Genomic DNA, 24,594 nt, shown 5'->3' on the forward strand with positions numbered 1-24,594 from the left:
CTCAAAATAAGAAAGGCGGTCAGTTGACCGCCTTCCGTAGAGCTATGACTTACTGTCAGGAGCTTTTCTTCTCGCGGCTATGCAAACCACGTTTCTCCAGACCACGGTAAATCAGCTGCTGCTGAATGATGGTCACCAGGTTGCTGACGATATAGTACAGCACCAGACCTGACGGGAACCACAGGAAGAACACCGTGAAGATGACCGGCATAAAGGTCATGATCTTCTGCTGCATCGGGTCGGTCACGGTGGTCGGCGACATCTTCTGAATGAAGAACATCGTTACGCCCATCAGGATCGGCAGGATGTAGTACGGGTCTTGCGCGGACAAGTCATGGATCCACAGGGCGAACGGCGCGTGGCGCAGCTCAACGGAACCCATCAGCATGTAGTACAGCGCGAGGAAGATTGGCATCTGAATCAGCAGCGGGAAACAGCCACCCAGCGGGTTCACTTTTTCCGCTTTGTACATCGCCATCATTTCCTGGCTCATACGCTGCTTGTCATCGCCTAAACGCTCACGCATCGCCTGAATTTTCGGCTGCAGCATGCGCATTTTCGCCATGGAGGTGTACTGCGCTTTAGTCAGTGGGTACATGATGCCACGTACGATAAAGGTGATGGCGATGATGGCGAAGCCCCAGTTACCGAGGAAGCTATGGATCCATTTCAGCAGCTTGAACAGCGGCTGAGAGATGAACCACAACCAGCCGTAATCCACGGTCAGGTCCAGGTGCGGTGCCGCAGCAGCCATTTTGTCCTGAATCTCCGGGCCTACCCACAGGGTGCTGTTTAGCGCGGTAGTCTGGCCAGGCTGAACAATAACCGGCTGGGATTTGTAGCCGATAGCGGCCACGCCATTACCCAGATTGCTGGTGTAGAAGTTATTGGCACTGTTGCTGCTCGGGATCCACGCCGTAGCGAAATACTGTTGCAGCATCGCAACCCAGCCGCCATTGGAGCTGACGTTCAGGTTTTCGTTATCGGCGATGGTGTCGAATTTGTATTTCTCATACTTCGCGTCAGGCGTGGAGTAGGCCGCGCCGCGGAAGGTATGCAGTGCAAAGTTGCTGCTGCCGGTATCACGATGAGACGGCAGATTGATGGATTGCTTCAGTTGACCGAATGGAGCAACTTCCAGCGGTTTTTCGCTGGCGTTCTGCACGTTATAGCCGACGTTCACCGTGTATTCACCGCGTTTCAGGGTGAAGACTTTGGTAAAGGTGTTGCCAGCCGCATCGGTATAGGTCAGCGGGATAGCCAGCTCGTTCTGGCCATCAGCCAGTACAAACGCATCTTTTTCCACGTTATACAGCGGACGTGGACCGTTCGCCGGGTTATCCGGGCCATCACGACCTGTCAGGCCGCTCTGCGCCTGATAGATAAACTGCGGGGTGGTTTCCAACAGCTGGAACGGCTCGCTGGAACCCAGCTCTTTCGGGTAAGCCGGAAGCAGTGCCTGCTCAACATCACCACCACGGGTGTTGATGGTCAGCTCGAGCACATCGGTTTTAACCGTAATCAGTTTCCCCTGGCCACTGGCCGGAACGCCCTGGTCGGCTGCGTTACCCGCTGCGGTGGTCGTAGTCTGCGTGGTCTGCTGCTGCGCCGGAGGAGGATTTTTATCCTTCTCCCACGTTTGCCAGATCATGAAAGACACGAACAACAAAGCGATGATAAAAAGATTGCGTTGCGAATCCATCGTTAGTGTTCTCTGGTTTTAGAAGGTCCTGGCGGGACGGGATCGTCTCCACCCGGGTGTAAAGGGTGGCATTTTAATACGCGTTTCACTGTCAACCAACTGCCTTTTATCACTCCAAACCTGCGCAATGCCTCAATTCCATAGTGAGAGCAAGTTGGAGTGAAACGACAGTGCGGCCCGAGTAGCGGACTAATCAGGCGTTGATAGACCCGAATGAGGGCTATCAGGACCCTTGAGCCAGGCGACAATGGCGGCGCCATAATTTTTCCAACGCTTCCGAGAGAGCACGGTTATCGAGGTCGGCAACCCCTTTCTTCGCCACCACCACAAAATCCATTGCCGGCAGTTCATGCTGGCGTAAACGGAAACTTTCACGCGTCAGACGTTTAATCCGATTGCGTTCATGGGCGCGTTTGACGTTTTTTTTGGCGACGGTAAGACCGATACGGGGATGCCCCAGCGAATTCAGGCGGCCGAGGATGGTGATTTGCGGCGTGCCAGCCCGTTGTGGCTGCTGGAAGACGAAAGTGAAATGAGTGGGAGTTAACAAACGTAACTCCCTGGGAAAAGCGAGCTTAACCACTCAGGGGTTAGCTTTATTACTTGGAAACGGTCAGACGTGCGCGGCCTTTAGCGCGACGACGAGCCAGAACCTGGCGACCATTTTTAGTAGCCATACGAGCACGGAAGCCGTGAGAACGGTTGCGCTTCAGTACAGACGGTTGAAAAGTGCGTTTCATGGCGGTTTCTACCTAAACTTGAATAAATTCACTGACTTTTGCGTATGCCTGAACGGATATCGAACGACTGGCGCGCAAGCCATGGGTAATTAAAGAGGCCGGATTGTAATAATTGTACACTCCGGAGTCAATTCTCTTTCCTTATTGCGCTCCTATTTTTGCACAGATCCGCGCAAAAAATAAGCAGCATTCGACGCCCGAAGAAGAGCAAGACGCGCCGGGGGCAGAATTATACGGAGCCAACAGCAAAGCGCAAGGATCCTCCAGGATCTTCATTAGATCGTTTAAGCAATAAATCGGCGTTACTCATTAAATTTTCCAATATGCGGCGTAAATCGTCTCGCACGTTCGGTTGGATCGTTTACACTTACCCGATTCTGAATCGCCCTGTGGATAAATAGTGAAGAATCTGTGAGAAACACAAGATCTCTGCTGCGGTTTACGCTATGATCCGCGGTCCCGATCGCGATCCAGGATCGTGAGCAGGGCAAAAAACCGTAAATAGCGGTTCGCACGTCACCCGGTTGGGTCTTATCGACGTGTGTCAAAAAACATTAATGTTTCTGTCTTTACTATTTATCGATTTTCGTTCGAGTGGAGTCCGCCGTGTCACTTTCGCTTTGGCAGCAGTGTCTTGCCCGATTGCAGGATGAGTTACCAGCCACAGAATTCAGTATGTGGATACGCCCATTGCAGGCGGAACTGAGCGATAACACGCTGGCTTTGTATGCGCCAAACCGTTTTGTCCTCGACTGGGTTAGGGACAAATACCTTAATAATATCAATGGGCTGCTGAACGATTTCTGCGGTACGGATGTTCCGCAACTGCGTTTTGAAGTGGGTACCCGCCCGGTTAATCAGACCCTGAAAGAACCTGCCGTTGTCGCTGCGCCCGCGCAGGCGGCGCAAGTGGTTGTGCAGCGTGCGGCACCTGCAGCTCGCTCTGGTTGGGATAATGTCCCGGCTCCGGCGGAACCAACCTACCGCTCAAACGTTAACGTGAAACATACCTTTGATAACTTCGTGGAAGGTAAGTCTAACCAGCTGGCTCGCGCGGCGGCTCGCCAGGTAGCGGATAACCCCGGTGGTGCGTATAACCCGTTGTTTTTATATGGCGGAACCGGTCTCGGTAAAACGCACTTGTTGCATGCTGTGGGTAACGGCATTGTGGCGCGCAAGCCCAACGCTAAAGTGGTGTATATGCACTCCGAGCGTTTTGTCCAGGACATGGTAAAAGCCCTGCAAAACAATGCGATCGAAGAGTTTAAACGCTACTACCGCTCTGTTGACGCCCTGCTGATCGACGATATTCAATTCTTTGCCAATAAAGAACGATCCCAGGAAGAGTTTTTCCACACCTTCAACGCCTTGCTTGAAGGTAATCAGCAGATCATTTTGACGTCGGATCGTTATCCAAAAGAGATCAACGGGGTTGAGGATCGTCTGAAATCCCGCTTCGGTTGGGGGTTAACGGTGGCGATCGAGCCGCCGGAGCTGGAAACACGCGTAGCGATCCTGATGAAAAAGGCAGACGAAAACGATATTCGTCTGCCGGGTGAAGTCGCCTTCTTTATTGCTAAGCGCCTGCGCTCTAACGTGCGTGAGCTGGAAGGGGCGCTGAACCGCGTTATCGCCAACGCCAATTTTACTGGTCGTGCGATTACTATCGATTTTGTCCGTGAGGCGCTGCGCGATTTGCTGGCGTTGCAGGAAAAACTGGTCACCATCGACAATATTCAAAAGACGGTGGCGGAGTATTACAAGATCAAGGTAGCGGATCTGCTGTCGAAGCGTCGGTCCCGTTCGGTAGCCCGCCCGCGTCAGATGGCGATGGCGCTGGCAAAGGAGTTGACCAACCACAGCTTGCCGGAAATCGGCGATGCATTTGGTGGTCGCGACCATACTACCGTGCTGCACGCCTGCCGTAAGATTGAGCAGTTGCGTGAAGAAAGCCATGATATCAAAGAAGATTTTTCCAATTTAATCAGAACATTATCTTCGTGACGCTATGAAATTTACCGTTGAACGTGAACACTTATTAAAGCCGCTGCAACAGGTAAGCGGCCCGCTGGGCGGACGTCCGACGTTGCCTATTCTTGGTAATCTGCTGCTGCAGGTGACTGAAGGCGCGTTGTCGCTGACCGGCACCGATCTCGAAATGGAGATGGTGGCGCGCCTGGCGTTAGTCCAGCCGCATGAACAGGGAGCGACCACCGTACCGGCGCGTAAATTCTTCGACATCTGTCGCGGTCTGCCGGAAGGCGCAGAAATTGCCGTGCAGCTGGAAGGCGAGCGTATGCTGATCCGTTCCGGGCGCAGCCGTTTCTCGCTTTCTACTCTGCCTGCTGCGGATTTCCCGAATCTGGACGACTGGCAAAGCGAAGTGGAGTTCACGCTGCCGCAGGCCACCATGAAACGACTGATTGAAGCGACACAGTTTTCGATGGCGCATCAGGATGTGCGTTACTACTTAAACGGCATGCTGTTTGAAACCGAAGGTGAAGAGTTGCGTACCGTTGCGACCGATGGCCACCGGCTGGCGGTCTGTTCAATGCCGATTGGTCAGGCGCTGCCGAACCATTCGGTGATCGTGCCGCGTAAAGGGGTGATTGAACTGATGCGTATGCTCGACGGCGGTGATACGCCGCTGCGCGTGCAGATCGGCAGCAATAACATCCGTGCGCACGTTGGCGATTTTATTTTTACCTCCAAGCTGGTTGATGGCCGTTTCCCGGATTATCGTCGCGTATTGCCGAAAAACCCGGACAAAACCCTCGAAGCGGGCTGTGATTCGCTGAAACAGGCATTTGCCCGCGCGGCGATCCTCTCTAACGAGAAATTCCGCGGTGTGCGTCTGTATGTCAGTGAGAACCAAATCAAAATCACTGCCAACAACCCGGAGCAGGAAGAAGCGGAAGAGTTTCTCGACGTCACCTATGGCGGGAGCGAAATGGAAATCGGCTTTAACGTCAGCTATGTGCTGGACGTACTGAATGCGCTGAAATGTGAAAATGTGCGCATTCTGCTGACGGATTCGGTTTCCAGTGTGCAGATTGAGGATGCGGCGAGTCAAAGCGCAGCCTATGTTGTCATGCCCATGCGTTTGTAGTGATAAAAAGGGGCTGGTTTACTTGCCATTTCGCCTTCCGGCAGTGCTCGAAATGCTCACGTACTTCGTGTACGCTCCGCTTTTTGTGCGCTGGCGGTAGACGAACTTGCTGCGACACTCACGCCCCTGGACTGATGCTCTGAACTATGTCACTGACCCGCCTTCTTATTAAAGATTTTCGTAATATCGAGAATGCGGATCTCGCGCTCTCCCCTGGCTTTAATTTTCTGGTCGGTGCCAACGGCAGCGGCAAAACCAGCGTTCTGGAAGCGATCTATACGCTCGGCCATGGGCGGGCGTTTCGCAGTTTGCAAATCGGCCGTGTGATCCGTCATGAGCAGGAGTCTTTTGTTCTGCACGGGCGTTTACAGGGCGAAGAGCGGGAAACGGCGATTGGCCTGACCAAAGACAAGCTCGGCGACAGCAAGGTGCGCATTGACGGCACCGACGGTCACAAAGTCGCGGAGCTGGCGCTGCTGATGCCGATGCAGCTGATCACGCCGGAGGGGTTTACTTTACTCAACGGCGGCCCCAAATACCGAAGAGCGTTCCTCGACTGGGGATGCTTTCACAACGAAACCGGTTTTTTCACCGCCTGGAGCAATCTCAAACGTCTGCTGAAACAGCGTAACGCCGCGTTGCGCCAGGTGAGCCACTACGCGCAGCTTCGTCCGTGGGACAAAGAACTTATCCCGCTGGCTGAGCAAATCAGTCGCTGGCGTGCGGAGTACAGCACCGCTATCGCTGAAGATATGGCGGATACCTGCCAACAATTTTTGCCGGAGTTTTCCCTGACGTTCTCTTTTCAGCGCGGCTGGGAGAAGGAGACGGACTACGGTGACGTGCTGGAGCGCAATTTTGAGCGCGACCGCATGCTGACCTACACCGCGCACGGCCCGCACAAGGCGGATTTCCGCATTCGTGCGGACGGCGCGCCGGTAGAAGATACGCTGTCGCGCGGGCAGCTAAAACTCCTGATGTGCGCGCTGCGTCTGGCGCAGGGCGAGTTTTTAACGCGCGAGAGCGGACGACGCTGTTTATACCTGATAGATGATTTTGCCTCAGAACTGGATGACGCGAAGCGCGGGCTGTTAGCCAGCCGCTTAAAAGCTACGCAGTCACAGGTTTTCGTCAGCGCTATCAGCGCTGATCACGTGATGGACATGTCGGACAAAAATTCGAAGATGTTCACCGTGGAAAAGGGTAAAATAACGGATTAACCCAAGATTAAATGAGCGAGAAACGTTGATGTCGAATTCTTATGACTCCTCCAGTATCAAAGTCCTGAAAGGGCTGGATGCGGTGCGTAAGCGCCCGGGTATGTATATCGGCGATACGGATGACGGCACCGGTCTGCACCACATGGTATTCGAGGTGGTAGATAACGCTATCGACGAAGCGCTCGCAGGGTACTGTAAAGACATTATCGTTACCATCCACAGCGATAACTCTGTCTCCGTACAGGATGATGGCCGTGGTATTCCGACCGGTATTCACCCGGAAGAGGGGGTTTCCGCTGCGGAAGTGATCATGACCGTTCTGCACGCAGGCGGTAAGTTTGACGATAACTCCTATAAAGTTTCCGGCGGTCTGCACGGCGTGGGTGTTTCCGTGGTTAACGCCCTGTCGCAGAAGCTGGAACTGGTTATCCAGCGCGATAACAAAGTTCACCGTCAGATTTATGAGCACGGCGTTCCGCAGGCACCGCTGGCAGTTACCGGTGACACCGAAAAAACCGGGACGATGGTGCGTTTCTGGCCGAGCTATGAAACCTTCACCAACGTGACTGAATTCGAATATGAGATTCTGGCGAAGCGCCTGCGTGAGCTGTCATTCCTGAACTCTGGTGTGTCTATCCGCCTGCGTGATAAGCGCGACGGCAAAGAAGATCACTTCCACTATGAAGGCGGCATCAAGGCGTTTGTTGAATATCTCAACAAGAACAAAACGCCGATCCACCCGAATATCTTCTACTTCTCCACCGAAAAAGACGGTATTGGCGTTGAAGTTGCGCTGCAGTGGAATGATGGTTTCCAGGAAAACATCTACTGCTTTACTAACAACATTCCGCAGCGCGATGGCGGTACTCACCTTGCAGGTTTCCGCGCGGCGATGACCCGTACGCTGAACGCCTACATGGATAAAGAGGGCTACAGCAAGAAAGCTAAAGTCAGCGCCACCGGCGATGATGCCCGTGAAGGCCTGATTGCGGTCGTCTCTGTGAAAGTGCCGGATCCGAAATTTTCCTCGCAGACCAAAGATAAACTGGTCTCTTCTGAGGTGAAATCGGCGGTAGAACAGCAGATGAACGAACTGCTCAGTGAATATCTGCTGGAAAACCCGTCCGACGCGAAAATCGTGGTGGGCAAAATTATCGACGCGGCGCGTGCGCGTGAAGCGGCGCGTAAAGCACGTGAAATGACCCGCCGTAAAGGCGCGCTGGATCTTGCCGGTCTGCCAGGCAAACTGGCAGATTGCCAGGAGCGCGACCCGGCGCTGTCTGAACTCTACCTGGTGGAAGGGGACTCCGCGGGCGGTTCTGCGAAGCAGGGCCGTAACCGTAAAAACCAGGCGATTCTGCCGCTGAAAGGTAAAATCCTCAACGTTGAGAAAGCGCGTTTCGACAAGATGCTCTCTTCGCAGGAAGTGGCGACGCTTATCACTGCGCTGGGCTGCGGCATCGGCCGTGATGAGTACAACCCGGATAAACTGCGTTACCACAGCATCATTATCATGACCGATGCGGACGTCGATGGTTCGCACATCCGTACGCTGCTGCTGACCTTCTTCTATCGTCAGATGCCGGAAATCGTTGAGCGCGGCCATGTCTACATTGCGCAGCCGCCGCTGTACAAAGTGAAAAAAGGCAAGCAGGAGCAGTACATCAAAGATGATGAAGCGATGGATCAGTACCAGATCGCAATCGCGCTTGATGGTGCCACCCTGCATACCAACGCCAGTGCGCCGGCATTAGCCGGTGAGCCGCTGGAAAAACTGGTCGCTGAGTACAACGCGGTGCAGAAAATGATTGGTCGCATGGAGCGCCGTTTCCCGCGCGCGCTGTTGAAAGAGCTGGTGTATCAACCGACACTGGCCGAAGCTGACCTTTCCGACGAACAGAAAGTGACGCGCTGGGTTAATGCCCTGGTCACCGAGCTCAACGAAAAAGAGCAGCACGGTAGCCAGTGGAAGTACGATGTGCGTGTTAATAGCGAGCTGAACCACTTCGAGCCGATTATTCGCGTGCGTACGCATGGCGTTGACACGGATTATCCGCTGGATAACGAGTTTGTTATCGGTGGCGAATACCGTCGTCTCTGCGCGTTGGGTGAAAAACTGCGTGGTCTGATTGAAGAAGACGCCTTTATTGAACGCGGCGAGCGCCGTCAGCCGGTTGCCAGCTTCGAGCAGGCGCTGGACTGGCTGGTGAAAGAGTCCCGCCGTGGTCTCGCTATCCAGCGTTATAAAGGTCTGGGCGAAATGAACCCGGATCAGCTGTGGGAAACCACTATGGATCCGGACAGCCGCCGCATGCTGCGCGTGACCGTCAAAGACGCGATTGCCGCAGACCAGCTGTTCACCACGCTGATGGGCGATGCGGTTGAACCGCGCCGCGCCTTTATCGAAGAGAACGCCCTCAAAGCGGCGAATATCGATATCTGATCCGCTGTTTCCCCTCTCCATCCGGAGAGGGGAAAATTTAAAAGAGGCACTTCCCGCCCCGTTTCTATCCCCCTTTTCCCGCCATCTCCGTGCTGTTTTTTGAGCGGAATCGCGTTAGCATGAGCCTGGAAATATCTCATCTGGGGATCTCATGGCTATCAAACTTATTGCAATCGATATGGACGGCACGCTGCTGCTGCCGGACCACACCATCTCTCCCGCCGTTAAAAACGCGATCGCCGCTGCGCGCGAACGCGGTATTAACGTGGTGCTGACCACCGGACGGCCTTACGCGGGCGTACACAGCTACATGAAAGAGCTGCATATGGAACGGGAAGGGGATTATTGCATTACCTATAACGGCGCACTGGTACAGAATGCCAGCGATGGCAGCACTGTCGCGCAAACTGCGCTGAGCTATGATGATTATCGCTATCTGGAAAAACTCTCCCGCGAAGTGGGTTCCCACTTTCACGCGCTGGATCGCAACACGCTTTACACTGCTAACCGCGACATCAGCTACTACACCGTGCACGAATCTTATGTCGCTACCATTCCGCTGGTGTTCTGCGAAGCGGAGAAAATGGATCCGGCAATCCAGTTGCTGAAAGTGATGATGATTGATGAGCCAACCATTCTTGATCAGGCCATTGCCCGTATTCCTCAGGAAGTGAAAGAGAAATATACCGTGCTGAAAAGCGCGCCGTACTTCCTTGAAATCCTCGATAAACGCGTAAACAAAGGCACCGGCGTTAAATCGCTGGCCGATGCGCTGAATATCAAACAAGTGGAGATTATGGCGATTGGCGATCAGGAAAACGACATCGCGATGATTGAATACGCGGGCGTTGGCGTGGCGATGGATAACGCCATCCCGGCGGTGAAAGAGGCGGCGAATTTCGTCACCAAATCGAACCTGGAAGACGGCGTTGCCTACGCGATCGAGAAATTTGCGCTGATCTAAGCCGTAACATGGGCAAGGGCGCTACGCCCTTGCCGTTGTTGTTGGTTTTTCTGCGGTCAGCGGGATATGTGCAACGCCGCTTTGCATGATCACATTGCGTAACCAGGGTGTGGTCAGAACGCGATTTTTAATGATTTTTCCCAGCAGTTTTACGCGTAATCCCCGCGTCTTGCGGCGATAGACCTTATTCGCATTATCCGGCGGATTGCAAAGCACGCCGCTGAGTATTTCGGCGCTATCCAGCGCATAGCTGATGCCTTCAAGCGAGCTGGCGCTGATAAAACCGGCCGCTTCACCAATCAAAAACGCATTCTCTTCCCCACAGACAAAATCGCCCCAGCGCGACGGGCACAGAACGGTGCATTTCTCACTTTTCACCACTTCGCCGAAGCGAAAGCCGAACGCTTCCAGCCGCCTTTTCAGCGCCTCAAAATTTTCACGGCTGTTTTTCAACGCAAACGCGCCGCCAAAAATAAAGTAACCCTCTTTGCTGATGCTCCACGCGTAACAATCGGTGGTCGCGTTATCAAAAACGCAGGAGTAGAACGGCTGCGGGTGCTGGTCTTTAAACCACTGTTGCAGCGCGACGTATTTACGAATGTCATGCGCCGGGTAGAGCGCCCGCCGCACCATCGAATTTGCACCGTCTGCGCCCACCAGATAACGACACGTCACGGTAGACTCCGCGCCTTCGGCGCAAAAGGTCAGGTGCCAGAGATCGTTTTCACGCCAGATTTTGCGACACAAAGCATCGTGATGAACGTTAACCGACGCTGGGATCAAGGACTTCATCCACAAATCAAACGCATGGCGATCGATATTCAGGTAGCTGCGCTGATAGTTTCGCGTAATGCCACTTTGCACATCGACCGTACGCACGCTAAAAATCTGCGGATCGGCCATCACTTGCACGGGCAGCGTGATGCCTGCACGAATAAACGCCCGCTGCGCATCGGGCGCCAGCAACCCACCGCAAGGTTTCTTAACGCCGCGCGTACCCTGCTGCTGCTTTTTATCCAGCGCGATAACGCTCAGGTTTCCTGCTAATTGTCTCGCCAGCGCCGCGCCTGCTGGCCCCAGACCGATTATTGCCACATCAAAATGCTGCATCATTTCCTCCTGTATTGAGCGAGGAAGGCTAAACCGTGTCTGTGAAGTGACCATGAAGTGCAGAGTAGGCGAATCCCGCGCATTGCTATACCCTGAAGCGACATTATGACTGCAGGGTCTTTTCATGAAACAGCTCACCTTTGCTCCGCGCAATCATCAACTTACCAATATCAACACCTGGACTGCGGACAGCCAGTGGCTGGTTTTTGATGTTCGCCCTTCTGGCGCATCGTTTACCGGCAAAACCATTGAGCGGGTCAATGTGCGCAACGGTGAGGTTGAGGTGCTGTATACCGCCACAAACGGTGCGCATGTCGGCGTCGTGACGGTCAACCCAACAGCGCAAGAGTATGTTTTTATCCACGGTCCGGAAAACCCGGACGCCAGCTGGCAGTATGATTTTCACCATCGGCGCGGCGTGGTGTCGGCAAACGGTATCGCCCGTAATCTTGATGCGCTGGACATTACCACGCCTTACACGCCCGGTGCGTTGCGCGGCGGTACCCATGTACATGTGTTCAGTCCGAATGGCGAATTCGTGAGCTTCACCTATAACGACCATGTATTGCACGAGCGCGATCCGGCTCTGGATTTACGCAATGTCGGCGTTGCGGCACCGTTTGGCCCGGTGACCCCGCCTTGTACGCATCCACGCGAATATGGCGGAAGCCACTGGAGTGTTTTGGTCAGCCGCACGACGCCGACACCGCAACCGGGTAGCGATGAGATCAACCGCGCGTATGAAGAGGGGTGGGTGGGCAACCAGCGCCTGGCGTTTATCGGCGATACCTTGTCGCACAGCGGTGAAAAAGTGCCTGAGCTGTTTATTGTTGCGCTTCCCGGCGATGAGCAGGGCTGGAAAACACCGGGTGATGCGCCGCTGGCGGGTAGCGAACAAACTCTGCCCGCGCCGCCAAAAGGCGTGAGGCAAAAACGCCTGACTTTTACTCATCACCGCCGCTATCCAGGATTGGTGAATGTGCCGCGTCACTGGGTGCGCAGCAATCCGCAAGCTACGGTAATCGCCTTTCTGATGCGCGACGATGATGGCATTGTGCAATTGTGGCTGATAAGCCCGGAAGGCGGCGAACCGCGCCAGTTAACGCATACGGCACATGGAATTCAGTCAGCTTTTAACTGGCATCCTTCCGGCGAGGCGCTGGGCTTTGTGCTGGAAAATCGTCTCGCGCTGTGCGATGCGCAGCATGGCGATATCACCTTTTTGAGCGCCGATCATGCAAACCCGCCGTCGGCAGATGCAGTGGTGTTTTCACCAGACGGTAAGCAGATTGCCTGGATGGAAGATGTAGACGGCTTCCGCCAGCTGTGGATGACGGAAACCGGCTGGTAATTTAATGCACCGGCATGGGAGCGGGAGGGATCACCGAATCGGTCGCAAGCGTGGCTTTCTCGCTCTGCTCCACCCGTGATTTGAGAGAGCTATCGCGGCGGAAAAGATCCCACGGTAGCAGTAACGTATCCAGAATGGCGGTAAAGGGCATATCCAGTACTACCAGTGATTTCGTGCCTATGCCGGTGTCATCATCAGACAGCATCGCCGAACTGGCGCGGGTGCCGGGATACGTCCCCTCTTTGCCGCCCGTATGCGACATCACGCTTGAACATCCCGACAACACCATCCCGCTCAGCAATGCAGAAACTATCAGAATCGTTTTCATTTTCGATTTGTCATCGTTGTTTATCGTTTGAATGCTATCCAGGGGGTTATAGCCTCCCGAACGAGAAAGCGACAGCATTCGAGCTCCGCTCTGTGGCGGCATTCGCACTTTAACCATTTGTGCTGTCACCCCAGTCTATGCGTTGTGCCAGAAAGTGCAAAAAAAAGTCCGAATTCCGGGCTTGAAAAGCTCGCCTTCAGCCACATTTTAGGAATGTAGCCCGGGAACATGCCGGAAGGGTGTTCGGCTACTTTCGTTGCCTGTCCATGGTGGAAGGCATAAAAATCTCGCTGATTTCAGGAGCTTTAACTATGCGTAACTTCGATCTTTCCCCGCTTTATCGTTCAGCCATTGGTTTTGACCGTCTGTTTAACCTGCTGGAAAACAACCAGAACCAGAGCAATGGCGGTTACCCTCCGTACAACGTCGAGTTAGTGGATGAAAACCACTATCGCATCGCTATTGCTGTGGCCGGTTTCGCTGAAAGCGAGCTGGAAATCACCGCCCAGGACAACCTGCTGGTGGTGAAAGGTTCCCATACCGACGAACAAAAAGAGCGTACTTACCTCTATCAAGGCATCGCCGAACGCAACTTCGAGCGCAAATTCCAGTTGGCGGAAAATATCCATGTTAAAGGTGCCAATCTGGTCAACGGCCTGCTGTATATCGATTTAGAACGCGTGATCCCGGAAGAGAAAAAACCGCGTCGTATCGAAATTAACTAATTATGCCGGGTCGCCGCTTGCGACCCATCCCAAACATGCTCGCCGACAGGGAGCATATGTGAGCTTACGCGCTCGCAGGTATTCACTCGCTTCTTAGAAGGAGAAACACAATGCGTAACTACGATTTATCCCCACTGCTGCGTCAATGGATCGGCTTCGACAAACTGGCCAACGCCCTGCAAAGCACCAGTGAGCAGCAAGCATTTCCGCCCTACAACATTGAAAAGGGCGATGATAACCACTACCGCATTACCCTCGCGCTGGCTGGTTTCCGCCAGGAAGAGCTGGATATCCAGCTGGAAAATGGGCGTTTAACCGTAAAAGGCACCCCGGAAAAACCGGCCAACGAGCCGAAGTGGCTGCATCAGGGGCTGGTGATCCAGCCGTTTAGTCTGAGCTTTACGCTCGCCGACTATATGGAAGTCTCTGGCGCGACGTTCACCAACGGCCTGCTGCATATCGATCTACTGCGTAACGTGCCGGAAAGCGCCGCGCCACAGCGCATTGCCATCAGCAATCGCCCGGCGTTAAACAGCTAACGGTCAATAACGCAAAGGCTCCGCACGCGGAGCCTTTTTTGTTTATGCCAGCACGCTCTGCAAGAAGCGGTGACGCCAGGGTTTCAGCACAAAGAAGGCCAGCAACGCGCAGAGGATATCCAGCGTAATGGCGCAGCCAAACACCAGATTCCAGCTGCCGGTTTGTTGGTATAGCAGTGCCGCCAGCGGGCCGCCGAAAATCGAACCAATCCCCTGAGAAATATAGAGCCAGCCGTAATTCGCGGTGGCATGCTGCGTGCCGAAGGTGTCGGTGAGCGTGGCGGGAAACAGGGAGAAAATCTCGCCCCAGCCGAAAAAGACCACCCCGGAAAGCAGAACAAACAGCAGCGGATCGTCTTTGCATAGCAACCACAGCGCCATGGCGCAGCCTTCCAGACCAAAGGCGATAAACATCATGTTTTCTCGGCCAATCCGATCCGAAATATACCCGCACACCGGGCGCGTTAAGCCATTCATAAAACGGTCGATGGTCATTGCCAGCGGCAGCGCCGCCATGCCCATTACCGTGACGGCGGTGATGCCGAAATCCTCAGCGAAAATAGCCATCTGCGACGTCACCATCAGGCCCGAGGTAGACATCATGGTCATCATCGCAAACATCAGCCAAAAGAGCGGTTTACGCAGCATCTCTTTCGGCGCGAAGCTTTTATCGCTCATCTTCAGGTTGCTGGTGACCTCCTCTGTAGGGATGCTGTGCGGCGCCCGCAGCCCCTGACTGGCGATAAACCCGATTACCGCCATCAGCAGGCCAAATTGCCACAGCGTATTCTCCAGCCCTTTGGCGGCCAGCGATTGCGTCACCGGAAAGGTCGTCAGTATCGCGCCCATACCGTAGCCCGCCGCCACCATCCCTGTGGCAAATCCGCGTTTTTCCGGGAACCATCGCACCATCAGGCCAACCACGCCGATATAAACAATGCCGGTGCCAAGGCCGCCCAGTACGCCGTAATAGAGATAGAGTTCCGTCAGGCTGCTGATGGTGGCGGTCAGCATCCAGCTTACGCCGCTCAATACCGTACCGATGGCAATCAGCCGCCGTGGGCCAAACTTATCAATTAACCGTCCCTGAAAGGGGGAGAAGAAGGTTTGCAGAATAATCAGCAACGAAAAGGTGAGCTGGATTTCCGCCAGCGGCACGTGCAGTTTTTCCATAAACGGTCGCGTCAGCAGCGCCCAGACATACTGCGGGCTGGAAATGGAAACCATGCACAACAGGCCCAGCGCCAGTTGCATCCACTTTTTCGGGCTTGCTACCACCACATTGGTCAATGTTGTATTTGTCATTCTGCCACCCTGTTGTTAACAAAAGTGCTCTTTTGCATTAACCATGCCATAACTTGTTGTTGCGGCTGGAATTACGCAGATGCTTAGCAAGCATAGGGTTTGAACCCATCCTGACGCGGAGAGACAGGCGGATAACGCTGCTTTGATTCGGGGCAAGCGTCGTTTGCTGGTGCAATTTTCGCCACATCACGAAGCAGAGAAAATCCCTGCACTTTGTGCAGCATCACCCATACAGTTATTACCGCTTCTGCCAATATTCCTGTAGTCATCATGTACAGGGAAAAGATCATGAGTGATATCGCGTTAACCGTAAGCGTTCTGGCACTCGTTGCTGTCGTCGGGTTATGGATAGGTAATCTGAAGATTCGCGGCATCGGGTTTGGCATCGGTGGTGTGCTGTTCGGTGGGATAATCGTCGGCCACTTTGTTGATCAACTGGGCATTCCGTTAAGCAGCCCAATGCTGTTATTTGTGCAGGAGTTCGGCCTGATCCTGTTTGTTTATACCATTGGCATTCAGGTCGGGCCGGGCTTCTTCGCCTCACTACGCGTCTCCGGCCTGCGGCTGAATCTGTTCGCTATTCTGATAGTCCTTCTCGGCGGACTGGTCACTGCCATTCTGTATAAGTTGTTCGCTATTCCGCTGCCGGTGGTGCTGGGAATTTTCTCCGGCGCGGTAACCAACACCCCGGCGCTCGGCGCAGGGCAACAAATCCTGCGTGATTTGGGCATTGCTGGCCCGGTACTGGATCAAATGGGTATGAGCTACGCGATGGCCTATCCGTTCGGGATCTGCGGCATTTTGCTCAGCATGTGGTTACTGCGCGTGCTGTTTCGCGTCAATGTGGATGAGGAAGCGCGCAAGCACGACGCCACGCTCAGTAACGGAACATCGCTAATTCGTACCATCAATATTCGTGTCGAAAACCCGAACCTCAACAAGATGGCGATTCAGGACGTGCCCATCCTCAACAGCGATAAAATCATCTGCTCACGCTTAAAACGCGGTGAGTTGTTGATGGTGCCTTCGCCGGGCACGCTGATTGAAGCCGGAGACTTGCTGCATCTGGTCGGTTTACCGAAAGATCTGCATAACGCTCAAGTGGTCATCGGTCAGGAAGTCGATGTCTCGTTATCCACGCGCGGTACGGATTTGCGGGTTGAGCGCGTGGTGGTCACCAACGAAAAGGTGCTGGGGAAAAAAATCCGCGATCTGCACTTTAAAGAGCGCTACGACGTGGTGATCTCGCGCCTTAACCGCGCCGGGGTAGAGTTGGTGGCCAGCAGCGACGCCAGCCTGCAGTTCGGCGATATTCTCAACCTCGTAGGACGACCAGCGGCGATTGACGCCGTTGCCGATGAGGTCGGTAATGCGCAGCATAAACTGCAACAAGTACAGATGCTGCCGGTGTTTATCGGTATTGGCCTCGGCGTGTTATTGGGATCGGTGCCGGTGTTTATTCCCGGTTTTCCTGCAGCGTTAAAATTGGGGCTGGCCGGTGGGCCGCTGATAATGGCGCTGATCCTTGGGCGTATCGGCAGTATCGGCAAGCTGTACTGGTTTATGCCGCCCAGCGCCAACCTGGCGCTGCGGGAACTGGGTATTGTGCTGTTTCTGGCGGTAGTCGGGCTGAAATCCGGCGGGGATTTTATCGCCACGCTGACCCACGGCGATGGGGTGAAATGGATGTGGTACGGCATTTTCATTACCGCCGTTCCGCTGATAACCGTCGGTTTGCTGGCGCGGATGCTGGCGAAGATGAACTACCTGACATTGTGCGGCATGCTGGCCGGGTCGATGACCGATCCGCCCGCGCTGGCCTTCGCTAATGCGCTGCACCCGACCAGCGGCGCAGCGGCACTCTCCTATGCCACGGTCTACCCGCTGGTAATGTTTCTGCGCATTATCACGCCGCAATTACTGGCGGTGATCTTCTGGGGAATGGGCTAACGGCGTTTCCGGGTGGATACGCCGCAAATGGTAATCCACCTGGTAATCGCGGGTGTTACGAAACATCACTGAATAGTTGAGAAACTCGCCGCTGTCGCTGTAGGAAAGAGAGGTAATGCGCAGCAGCGGCGTTTGCTCCTGGATGTTCAATGTTTGCGCCAGTTGCTTATCCGCCAGCACCGGCGTCAGGCTTTCGTAGTTGCCGCTAATCGTTATGCCGCACTCTTTTTCGATGTAATCAAACTTTGACCCTTCAAGATGCGCCAATGAGAGCGTGCGGAACAGTTTCACCGGCATATAGCTATCTTCCAGCATCAGCGGTTTGCCCTCGACATAGCGAACCCGGCGTGAAAAGTAGATGCGCTCATTAATCTGGATACGTAACTGGCTGGCAATCGCCGGTGGCGCAGGCATCACTTCAAACAGCAACACTTTGCTGTACACCTCTTTGCCCTGCTGGCGCAGTACCTCCACCAGCCCGGTAAGATTAGTGGTTTCGTGGTGCACATCCTTGCGTGCGACAAAGGTGCCGCTGCCGTGACGGCGCACCACCAGCCCCCACACCACCAGCAGATCAACCGCTTTTCGGATAGTCATTCGCGCTACGCCAAATTCCTGCGCCAGTGTTTTTTCACCCGGCAAGGGGCTACCAACATTGTAATCCGATGAATTCAGCCGCAGACGCAGCCGCTCAGCAATCGATTTATAGATCACCTGTAGACCTCTTTACGCCTCATAAGGGGAATCGCCTCATTGAAGATGTCCATTTTTAACGCAAAAAGTAGACCTGAAGGGGCGAAATAAAACCATGAAAGGGATCACGGAACGCAGCGGCGTCTCCAGCCGGCTGGCAGGTGAATTCATATGCTCACTTCAGGCCACCAAAACATAACAAGGCCTCTCCCCTACAGGTTGTTTCATGAGGATTTAAAAATGCTCAGTCAAATACAACGTTTCGGCGGCGCAATGTTTACCCCGGTGCTGCTTTTTCCCTTCGCGGGCATGGTGGTGGGTATCGCCATTATGCTGCGCAACCCGCTGTTCGTCGGCGAAGCCTTAACCGCGCCCGATAACCTCTTCGCGCAGATTGTGCATATTATCGAAGAGGGCGGCTGGACCGTGTTTCGCAATATGCCGCTGCTGTTCGCCGTTGGCTTACCGATTGGCCTGGCAAAACAAGCGCAGGGCCGCGCTTGTCTCGCGGTGCTGATTAGCTTTTTAACCTGGAACTACTTTATCAACGCCATGGGGATGACCTGGGGTCACTTCTTTGGCGTGGATTTCTCCGCTGAACCGACCGCAGGCAGCGGTCTTACGCTGATCGCCGGAATTAAAACGCTCGATACCAGCATTATTGGCGCGATCGTGATTTCCGGGATTGTCACCGCCATTCATAACCGCTTTTTCGAAAAGCCGTTGCCGGTCTTCCTGGGGATTTTCCAGGGGACGTCGTTTGTGGTGATTATCGCCTTTCTGGTGATGATCCCCTGCGTGTGGTTAACCCTGCTTGGCTGGCCGAAAGTGCAGTTGGGCATTGAATCTTTACAGGCTTTTTTACGCTCTGCCGGTGCGCTGGGCGTATGGGTTTATACCTTCCTGGAACGCATTCTGATCCCGACCGGGTTGCACCATTTTGTCTATGGTCCGTTTATTTTCGGTCCGGCGGCGGTGGAAGGCGGGATCCAGGTTTACTGGGCGCAGCACTTACAGGAATTCAGCCAGAGCACCGAGCCGCTGAAAGCTTTGTTCCCGGAAGGCGGCTTTGCGCTGCACGGTAACTCGAAAGTCTTCGGTTCTGTCGGTATCGCGCTGGCATTGTGGTACACCGCCGCGCCGGAAAACCGCGTCAAAGTTGCTGGCCTGTTGATCCCCGCCACGCTCACTGCTGTACTGGTGGGCATTACCGAACCGCTGGAATTTACCTTCCTGTTTATCTCGCCGCTGCTGTTCGCCGTTCACGCGGTACTCGCCGCGTCCATGGCGACGGTGATGTACAGCTTCGGTGTGGTCGGCAATATGGGCGGTGGGTTGCTCGACCAGTTCCTGCCACAAAACTGGATCCCGATGTTCCATAACCATGCGGCGATGGTGTTCACCCAAATCGCTATTGGCCTGTGCTTTACCGCGCTCTACTTCGTGGTTTTCCGCACATTGATTGTGCGCTTTAACCTGAAAACCCCGGGCCGGGAAGAGAGCGAAGTCAAACTCTACAGCAAAGCCGACTACAAAGCCGCGCGCGGGCAAACCACGGCGGCGGCCGCGAATACCCAACTCGGACAGGCGGCTGGTTTCCTGCAGGCGCTGGGTGGCAGCGCAAATATTGAAAGTGTGAATAACTGCGCCACCCGGCTGCGTATCGCGCTGGTCGATATGGCGAAAACGCAAAGTGATGACGTCTTTAAAGCACTGGGTGCGCACGGTGTGGTACGTCGCGGCAACGCTATTCAGGTGATTGTCGGTCTGCATGTTCCGCAAGTACGCGACCAGCTTGAATCTCTGATGAAAACCCCTTTATCCCCCGAACCATCTACCATGACAGAGGCTGTATCATGAAAAAATTCTCCGTTGTTATTGCCGGTGGCGGCAGCACCTTTACGCCGGGTATCGTGTTGATGTTACTGGCTAATCGCGAACGTTTTCCGCTGCGGAAGCTAAAGTTCTATGACAATGACGGCGCGCGCCAGGAAACTATCGCCGAGGCCTGCAAAATCATCCTGCGGGAGCAGGCCCCCGATATCGAATTTAGCTACACCACCGATCCGCAAGCGGCCTTTACCGATGTCGACTTTGTGATGGCGCACATCCGCGTCGGCAAATATCCAATGCGCGAACAGGATGAAAAAATCCCGTTGCGCCACGGCGTTGTCGGCCAGGAAACCTGTGGCCCTGGCGGCATTGCCTACGGTATGCGCTCGATTGGTGGCGTACTGGAGCTGGTGGACTATATGGAAAAATATTCCCCGAACGCCTGGATGCTGAACTACTCCAACCCGGCCGCTATCGTGGCGGAAGCGACGCGCCGCCTGCGTCCGCAGGCTAAAATCCTCAATATCTGCGATATGCCTATCGGGATTGAAGGGCGCATGGCGCAGATTGTGGGTCTGCAAGATCGCAAACAGATGCGGGTGCGCTATTACGGGCTGAACCACTTCGGCTGGTGGACATCGATTGAAGATTTAAACGGCAACGATTTAATGCCGAAATTACGCGAATATGTAGCGAAAAATGGCTATGTACCTCCGGCGAAAGATGAGCACACCGAAGCAAGCTGGAACGATACCTTCGCTAAAGCGAAAGATGTGCAGGCGCTTGACCCGGATACCATGCCGAACACCTATCTGAAGTATTACTTGTTCCCGGATTATGTAGTGGCGCATTCCAATCCTGAGCGAACCCGCGCCAATGAAGTGATGGATCACCGTGAAAAACAGGTGTTTGGTTCCTGTCGCGCCATTATCGAAGCGGGGAAATCATCGGCAGGTGAGCTGGAAATCGACGAACATGCGTCGTATATCGTCGATCTGGCGACCGCCATTGCCTTCAATACTCAGGAGCGCATGCTGCTGATTGTGCCGAACAATGGCGCGATCCATAACTTTGACGCTGATGCGATGGTAGAGATCCCCTGCCTGGTGGGTAAAAACGGCCCGCAACCGCTCACAGTTGGCGATATTCCGCATTTCCAGAAAGGGTTGATGAGCCAGCAGGTCGCCGTGGAAAAACTGGTGGTGGATGCCTGGGAGCAACGCTCTTATCAGAAGTTATGGCAGGCGATAACCTTGTCCAAAACGGTTCCGAGTGCGTCTGTCGCCAAAGCCATTCTGGATGATTTAGTCGAAGCTAATAAAGATTTCTGGCCTGAGTTGCATTAATCCCCGCGACCGGCATCGTCAGGATGCCGGTCCTTACTGTGAAACGTGTCGAAAAAATTCACCGTATCCGCTACTTTGTTGACCAGTAGAGCAACAAGGAGCCTCCATGAAAATCTCCCGCGTCGGCGAAGCGCCGGACTACCGCTTTTCGCTGGCGAATGAACGCACTTTCCTTGCATGGATCCGCACGGCGCTTGGTTTTCTGGCGGCCGGCGTTGGTCTGGATCAGTTAGCGCCGGAATTTGCCACGCCGCTGATCCGCGAAGTGCTGGCGCTGCTGCTGTGCCTCTTCGCAGGCGGGCTGGCGTTGTATGGCTATTTGCGCTGGTTGGCGAATGAAAAAGCGATGCGCCTGAAAGAAGATTTGCCCTACACCCGCGCGCTGCTGGTGATAAGCGTTATTTTGCTGGCGGTTGCGCTGGTGGTGATGGTGCTGGTTTTCTATGGTGGATAATCGCAAAGCACGCCGCGAAAAAGACCCGGGTTTGCAGCCGGAGCGCACGTCGCTGGCGTGGCTGCGCACATTGTTCGGTTACGGCGCGCTGATGGCGCTGGCGGTCAGACATAACTGGCAGCATTCGGGGCTGCCGTTTTGGATCTCGCTCGGCGTGTTGCTTTGCGTGTCGCTTCTGCTTTGGCGTTACACACATAAACGAATCTTAATGGATGTGAATAAAAGTGATTTCGTCTTATCTGGCGCGGTTCGTGACAAATTGTTGATCTCTCTCGCGGTGCTCTCCCTCGCATTACTGTTTGCTGTAACGCATATCCGTCAATTACTCCTGATTTTCTGAGGAACACCGCATGCCAGGCTGCCACGTTATGGCCAAGCCCGCCAGTTCTTGCTGCACTCTTCACTGCCGCTACTGCTGTTACATTGAAAAGCAGCAACAAAAGGTCATGGATGATGCCACGCTGCAGGCGTTTATTCGTCAGCAGATCGACGCCCAGCCGGGCAGTGTTGTGCCGTTTGCCTGGCAAGGTGGTGAACTCGCCCTAAGCGGGCTGGATTTTTTTCGTCGGGTTGCCGCGTTCCAGGCGCAGTTCGCCAATGGCAAACGAATAGAAAATGTCTGTCAAACTAACGGGATTTTGCTGAACGATGCCTGGTGTCGCTTCTTTCGCGAGCACGGCTGGGTGGTCGCGATCTCCGTTGATGGTCCGGCAGAGATGTATGATGCTTACCGCGTTAACCGTAGCGGCACGCCGTCACACCATAACGTCATCAACGCGATTCAACGGCTGGCGAAACACGGCGTGGAATACAAGCTGCTCTGTATCGTTAACAACCTCAACAGCCAGCAGCCGCAGCGCTTATACCAGTACCTGCGCTCGCTCGGTACGCCGTTTTTGCAGTTTATCCCGCTGGTGGAGCAGGATCGGCAAGGAAATTTAATGGCGGAATCTGTAAGCGGCGAGGCGTGGGGCCGTTTCCTGACCACAGTTTTTGATGGCTGGGTGCGCGAGGATATTGGCCGGGTTTATGTCCAGCTATTTGATTCAACGCTCGGCGTCTGGCGTGGTGACCTGTCGCAAATGTGTCCCATCGGCGAAACCTGCGGTCACGCCTTTGCGCTGGACGCGAACGGCGATCGATACCAGTGCGATCAGGCCTGCCAGCCTGGCAACTTGCGCCCCATTCCGAGCGAAGAGATGAATCTCAGCCATGAGGCTATCGCTTTTGGGCAGTGCAAAAAGAGTACCCTGCCCGATGACTGCCGCCGTTGCGATGTGCTGCGCTTTTGCCAGGGCGACTGCCCGAAGCACCGCTTTGTGCAGGGAAAAAGCGCGTTATGCCATGGCTACCAGCACTTTTTCAGCCATACCGCGCCGCATATGCGTGTTATGCGTGACCTGCTTAAACAGCGGCGTTCGCCGATGGAGTTGATGTCTTTTATGCGCAACCATCGCTGAATCAGCGCGCGTTCGCCAGGTACTGCGCCATCTCTTCTGCCGGAACCATACCGCCACCCGTCGCCCACACCAGATGGGTGGCCTGGGCCAGTTGCGCCTGGCTAAAGCCGTGAAGCTGATGGTAATCGCGCGCTTCACTGATCTGTTTCGGTCCCGACATGCCTGCCAGCGCCGACGGTTCCAGCAAAATGTTCTCTTCCTGCGCCAGTAATCCCAGCAGGTGATAAAGCGTCTGGTCATCGACGGTGTAAAAGCCGTCCAGCAGGCGTTCCATCGCGCGGCCAACAAAACCCGACGCGCGACCAACGGCCAGCCCATCGGCGGCGGTCTGGTTATCGATGCCTAAATCCTGCACCGCAATGCCATCATGCAGACCGGTGTACACGCCAAGCAGCATGCACGGCGAATGCGTCGGTTCGGCAAAAATACAATGCACATCATCACCAAACGCCAGCTTCAGGCCGAACGCCACGCCGCCAGGGCCGCCGCCAACGCCGCAGGGAAGATAGACAAACAGCGGATGGTCTTTATCGACCGCTTTGCCGATGCGGGCAAACTGATCTTTTAGCCGCTGCCCGGCGACGGCATACCCGAGGAACAGCGTGCGGGAGTTTTCATCATCAATAAAAAAGCAGTTCTCGTCCGCTTGCGCCGCGCGGCGCCCTTGCTCAACGGCGACACCGTAATCTTCGGCATACTCCACCACGTTCACTCCGTGGCTGCGCAGCAGCGCTTTTTTCCAGGCGCGGGCATCGGCAGACATATGTACCGTTACGCGAAAACCGAGGCGCGCACTGATAATGCCAATCGACAACCCGAGATTACCAGTCGAACCGACGGCGATACTGTACTGGCTAAAAAAACGGGTGAATTCTGGCGAGAGCAAGCGGCTGTAATCGTCTTGCGGCGTCAACAGCCCGGCGGCGAAGGCCAGTTTTTCCGCGTGGGTCAGCACTTCATAAATGCCGCCGCGCGCTTTAATTGAACCGGAAATCGGCAAGTGGCTGTCTTTTTTCAGCCACAGCTCACCAGTGATGGTTTGTCCCAGGCGGCGCTGCATTGCCGGGATCGGCACCACGTCGGATTCAATGATGCCGCCGCTGGCCGCGGTTTCCGGAAATGCCTGCGCGATAAAAGGCGCAAAGCGCGCCAGGCGGGCATGCGCATCGCTAACATCTTGCGGTGTCAGACCAACATGCGGCAAAGCCTCGGCAACCGAGGTAGTATTAGGGTTAAACCAGCATGTTTCGTGCAGGTCGATAAGGCTTTGTACTAGCGTGTCGTGTTGGATGAGTTTCTGGAGGTCGGCGTTTTTCATCGGT

The 24,594-nt window shown here is 54.6% G+C and carries 23 protein-coding genes and 1 other annotated feature; of the genes, 14 read left to right on the top strand and 9 right to left on the bottom strand.

Annotation, left to right across the window (positions count from 1 at the left end; translation table 11 throughout):
• Window positions 1-55: 55 nt before the first annotated feature.
• Genes yidC through rpmH form a run of 4 tightly spaced genes read right to left on the bottom strand, consistent with a single transcriptional unit; the run spans window position 56 to window position 2,442 of the window.
• On the bottom strand, window positions 56-1,702 hold the full coding sequence (yidC, locus tag BN2591_RS13365; RefSeq protein ID WP_086872211.1) for a membrane protein insertase YidC: 1,647 nt from the start codon (window positions 1,700-1,702) through the stop codon (window positions 56-58).
• A 2-nt stretch (window positions 1,703-1,704) separates the two neighbouring features.
• The gene (yidD, locus tag BN2591_RS13370; protein WP_017458070.1) at window positions 1,705-1,962 is read right to left on the bottom strand and encodes a membrane protein insertion efficiency factor YidD; all 258 of its coding nucleotides are present in this window, start codon (window positions 1,960-1,962) and stop codon (window positions 1,705-1,707) included.
• A complete protein-coding gene (rnpA, locus tag BN2591_RS13375) occupies window positions 1,926-2,285 on the bottom strand; it encodes a ribonuclease P protein component (RefSeq protein ID WP_017458071.1) in 360 nt (119 codons plus the stop codon). The genes yidD and rnpA overlap by 37 nt, the downstream gene beginning before the upstream one ends.
• 16 nt (window positions 2,286-2,301) lie before the next feature.
• Window positions 2,302-2,442, bottom strand: a complete 141-nt coding sequence (rpmH, locus tag BN2591_RS13380; protein ID WP_000831330.1) for a 50S ribosomal protein L34 — start codon at window positions 2,440-2,442, stop codon at window positions 2,302-2,304.
• A gap of 606 nt (window positions 2,443-3,048) precedes the next feature.
• Between rpmH and dnaA the strand changes: the two genes are divergently transcribed.
• The 5 genes from dnaA (at window position 3,049) to yidA (ending at window position 10,178) form a co-directional block, all read left to right on the top strand.
• Window positions 3,049-4,446, top strand: coding sequence for a chromosomal replication initiator protein DnaA (gene dnaA / locus BN2591_RS13390; RefSeq protein WP_086872215.1), 1,398 nt, complete (start codon window positions 3,049-3,051; stop codon window positions 4,444-4,446).
• A gap of 4 nt (window positions 4,447-4,450) precedes the next feature.
• Window positions 4,451-5,551 (top strand): DNA polymerase III subunit beta, encoded by a 1,101-nt coding sequence (gene dnaN, locus BN2591_RS13395; protein WP_065369723.1) that lies wholly within the window; start codon window positions 4,451-4,453, stop codon window positions 5,549-5,551.
• Between the two features lie 146 nt (window positions 5,552-5,697).
• Window positions 5,698-6,771, top strand: a complete 1,074-nt coding sequence (recF, locus tag BN2591_RS13400; protein WP_017458074.1) for a DNA replication/repair protein RecF — start codon at window positions 5,698-5,700, stop codon at window positions 6,769-6,771.
• 28 nt (window positions 6,772-6,799) lie between these two features.
• A complete protein-coding gene (gyrB, locus tag BN2591_RS13405; protein WP_086872217.1) occupies window positions 6,800-9,214 on the top strand; it encodes a DNA topoisomerase (ATP-hydrolyzing) subunit B in 2,415 nt (804 codons plus the stop codon).
• Between the two features lie 151 nt (window positions 9,215-9,365).
• Window positions 9,366-10,178, top strand: a complete 813-nt coding sequence (gene yidA, locus BN2591_RS13410) for a sugar-phosphatase (RefSeq protein WP_086872219.1) — start codon at window positions 9,366-9,368, stop codon at window positions 10,176-10,178.
• Window positions 10,179-10,199: 21 nt separating this feature from the next.
• On the opposite strand, the gene BN2591_RS13415 is transcribed toward yidA, so the two are convergent.
• Entirely contained in the window at window positions 10,200-11,288 is a 1,089-nt protein-coding gene (locus tag BN2591_RS13415; protein WP_086872221.1) for an FAD-binding protein, read from the bottom strand.
• A 124-nt stretch (window positions 11,289-11,412) separates the two neighbouring features.
• On the opposite strand from BN2591_RS13415, the gene BN2591_RS13420 reads away from it, so the two are divergent.
• The gene (locus BN2591_RS13420; protein WP_086872223.1) at window positions 11,413-12,639 is read left to right on the top strand and encodes a YidR family protein; all 1,227 of its coding nucleotides are present in this window, start codon (window positions 11,413-11,415) and stop codon (window positions 12,637-12,639) included.
• 1 nt (window position 12,640) lies between these two features.
• Here the strand turns inward: BN2591_RS13420 and BN2591_RS13425 are convergent, their stop codons facing one another.
• On the bottom strand, window positions 12,641-12,967 hold the full coding sequence (locus BN2591_RS13425) for a YceK/YidQ family lipoprotein (RefSeq protein WP_086872601.1): 327 nt from the start codon (window positions 12,965-12,967) through the stop codon (window positions 12,641-12,643).
• A 242-nt stretch (window positions 12,968-13,209) separates the two neighbouring features.
• Window positions 13,210-13,285 (top strand) — a sequence feature (ROSE (Repression Of Heat Shock gene Expression) occurs in the 5'-region of heat shock genes and acts as an RNA thermometer to modulate expression.).
• On the opposite strand from BN2591_RS13425, the gene ibpA reads away from it, so the two are divergent.
• Entirely contained in the window at window positions 13,279-13,692 is a 414-nt protein-coding gene (gene ibpA, locus BN2591_RS13430) for a small heat shock chaperone IbpA (RefSeq protein WP_086872226.1), read from the top strand. Its footprint overlaps the feature before it by 7 nt.
• Window positions 13,693-13,802: 110 nt before the next feature.
• Window positions 13,803-14,231, top strand: a complete 429-nt coding sequence (ibpB, locus tag BN2591_RS13435) for a small heat shock chaperone IbpB (protein ID WP_017458081.1) — start codon at window positions 13,803-13,805, stop codon at window positions 14,229-14,231.
• A 42-nt stretch (window positions 14,232-14,273) separates the two neighbouring features.
• Here the strand turns inward: ibpB and oxlT are convergent, their stop codons facing one another.
• Window positions 14,274-15,536: an oxalate/formate MFS antiporter gene (oxlT, locus tag BN2591_RS13440; RefSeq protein WP_086872227.1), complete on the bottom strand. Its 1,263-nt coding sequence runs from the start codon at window positions 15,534-15,536 to the stop codon at window positions 14,274-14,276.
• Between the two features lie 288 nt (window positions 15,537-15,824).
• Between oxlT and BN2591_RS13445 the strand changes: the two genes are divergently transcribed.
• Window positions 15,825-17,486, top strand: coding sequence for a putative transporter (locus BN2591_RS13445; protein ID WP_086872229.1), 1,662 nt, complete (start codon window positions 15,825-15,827; stop codon window positions 17,484-17,486).
• On the opposite strand, the gene BN2591_RS13450 is transcribed toward BN2591_RS13445, so the two are convergent.
• A complete protein-coding gene (locus BN2591_RS13450) occupies window positions 17,454-18,200 on the bottom strand; it encodes a GntR family transcriptional regulator (protein ID WP_086872231.1) in 747 nt (248 codons plus the stop codon). The genes BN2591_RS13445 and BN2591_RS13450 overlap by 33 nt on opposite strands.
• A gap of 219 nt (window positions 18,201-18,419) precedes the next feature.
• On the opposite strand from BN2591_RS13450, the gene BN2591_RS13455 reads away from it, so the two are divergent.
• The 5 genes from BN2591_RS13455 to BN2591_RS13475 all read left to right on the top strand — a co-directional run bounded on the left by BN2591_RS13455 (window position 18,420) and on the right by BN2591_RS13475 (window position 23,272).
• Window positions 18,420-20,039 (top strand): alpha-glucoside-specific PTS transporter subunit IIBC, encoded by a 1,620-nt coding sequence (locus BN2591_RS13455; RefSeq protein WP_086872233.1) that lies wholly within the window; start codon window positions 18,420-18,422, stop codon window positions 20,037-20,039.
• Window positions 20,036-21,358: a 6-phospho-alpha-glucosidase gene (locus BN2591_RS13460; protein WP_086872235.1), complete on the top strand. Its 1,323-nt coding sequence runs from the start codon at window positions 20,036-20,038 to the stop codon at window positions 21,356-21,358. Before BN2591_RS13455 ends, BN2591_RS13460 begins: the two co-directional genes overlap by 4 nt.
• Window positions 21,359-21,464: 106 nt before the next feature.
• Complete coding sequence (locus BN2591_RS13465) at window positions 21,465-21,812, top strand: YidH family protein (RefSeq protein WP_086872237.1); 348 nt, start codon at window positions 21,465-21,467, stop codon at window positions 21,810-21,812.
• Window positions 21,802-22,152, top strand: coding sequence for a DUF202 domain-containing protein (locus BN2591_RS13470; protein WP_086872239.1), 351 nt, complete (start codon window positions 21,802-21,804; stop codon window positions 22,150-22,152). Before BN2591_RS13465 ends, BN2591_RS13470 begins: the two co-directional genes overlap by 11 nt.
• A 10-nt stretch (window positions 22,153-22,162) precedes the next feature.
• Window positions 22,163-23,272: an anaerobic sulfatase maturase gene (locus BN2591_RS13475; RefSeq protein WP_159457494.1), complete on the top strand. Its 1,110-nt coding sequence runs from the start codon at window positions 22,163-22,165 to the stop codon at window positions 23,270-23,272.
• A gap of 1 nt (window position 23,273) precedes the next feature.
• Here the strand turns inward: BN2591_RS13475 and dsdA are convergent, their stop codons facing one another.
• Window positions 23,274-24,590, bottom strand: a complete 1,317-nt coding sequence (dsdA, locus tag BN2591_RS13480; RefSeq protein ID WP_086872241.1) for a D-serine ammonia-lyase — start codon at window positions 24,588-24,590, stop codon at window positions 23,274-23,276.
• Window positions 24,591-24,594: the final 4 nt, after the last annotated feature.

Source organism: Kosakonia pseudosacchari (assembly GCF_900184035.1).
Classification (GTDB): Bacteria; Pseudomonadota; Gammaproteobacteria; order Enterobacterales; family Enterobacteriaceae; genus Kosakonia; species Kosakonia pseudosacchari.

Excerpts from the sequence above, each read along its gene's own strand:
- yidC (WP_086872211.1), bottom strand. The coding sequence starts at position 1,702 with ATGGATTCGCAACGCAATCTTTTTATCATCGCTTTGTTGTTCGTGTCT.
- gyrB (WP_086872217.1), top strand. The coding sequence starts at position 6,800 with ATGTCGAATTCTTATGACTCCTCCAGTATCAAAGTCCTGAAAGGGCTG.
- BN2591_RS13445 (WP_086872229.1), top strand. The coding sequence starts at position 15,825 with ATGAGTGATATCGCGTTAACCGTAAGCGTTCTGGCACTCGTTGCTGTC.
- BN2591_RS13415 (WP_086872221.1), bottom strand. The coding sequence starts at position 11,288 with ATGCAGCATTTTGATGTGGCAATAATCGGTCTGGGGCCAGCAGGCGCG.
- recF (WP_017458074.1), top strand. The coding sequence starts at position 5,698 with ATGTCACTGACCCGCCTTCTTATTAAAGATTTTCGTAATATCGAGAAT.
- yidA (WP_086872219.1), top strand. The coding sequence starts at position 9,366 with ATGGCTATCAAACTTATTGCAATCGATATGGACGGCACGCTGCTGCTG.
- ibpA (WP_086872226.1), top strand. The coding sequence starts at position 13,279 with ATGCGTAACTTCGATCTTTCCCCGCTTTATCGTTCAGCCATTGGTTTT.
- ibpB (WP_017458081.1), top strand. The coding sequence starts at position 13,803 with ATGCGTAACTACGATTTATCCCCACTGCTGCGTCAATGGATCGGCTTC.
- BN2591_RS13465 (WP_086872237.1), top strand. The coding sequence starts at position 21,465 with ATGAAAATCTCCCGCGTCGGCGAAGCGCCGGACTACCGCTTTTCGCTG.
- oxlT (WP_086872227.1), bottom strand. The coding sequence starts at position 15,536 with ATGACAAATACAACATTGACCAATGTGGTGGTAGCAAGCCCGAAAAAG.
- BN2591_RS13475 (WP_159457494.1), top strand. The coding sequence starts at position 22,163 with ATGCCAGGCTGCCACGTTATGGCCAAGCCCGCCAGTTCTTGCTGCACT.
- BN2591_RS13460 (WP_086872235.1), top strand. The coding sequence starts at position 20,036 with ATGAAAAAATTCTCCGTTGTTATTGCCGGTGGCGGCAGCACCTTTACG.
- BN2591_RS13420 (WP_086872223.1), top strand. The coding sequence starts at position 11,413 with ATGAAACAGCTCACCTTTGCTCCGCGCAATCATCAACTTACCAATATC.
- BN2591_RS13455 (WP_086872233.1), top strand. The coding sequence starts at position 18,420 with ATGCTCAGTCAAATACAACGTTTCGGCGGCGCAATGTTTACCCCGGTG.
- dnaN (WP_065369723.1), top strand. The coding sequence starts at position 4,451 with ATGAAATTTACCGTTGAACGTGAACACTTATTAAAGCCGCTGCAACAG.
- BN2591_RS13470 (WP_086872239.1), top strand. The coding sequence starts at position 21,802 with ATGGTGGATAATCGCAAAGCACGCCGCGAAAAAGACCCGGGTTTGCAG.
- yidD (WP_017458070.1), bottom strand. The coding sequence starts at position 1,962 with ATGGCGCCGCCATTGTCGCCTGGCTCAAGGGTCCTGATAGCCCTCATT.
- BN2591_RS13425 (WP_086872601.1), bottom strand. The coding sequence starts at position 12,967 with ATGAAAACGATTCTGATAGTTTCTGCATTGCTGAGCGGGATGGTGTTG.
- rpmH (WP_000831330.1), bottom strand. The coding sequence starts at position 2,442 with ATGAAACGCACTTTTCAACCGTCTGTACTGAAGCGCAACCGTTCTCAC.
- dsdA (WP_086872241.1), bottom strand. The coding sequence starts at position 24,590 with ATGAAAAACGCCGACCTCCAGAAACTCATCCAACACGACACGCTAGTA.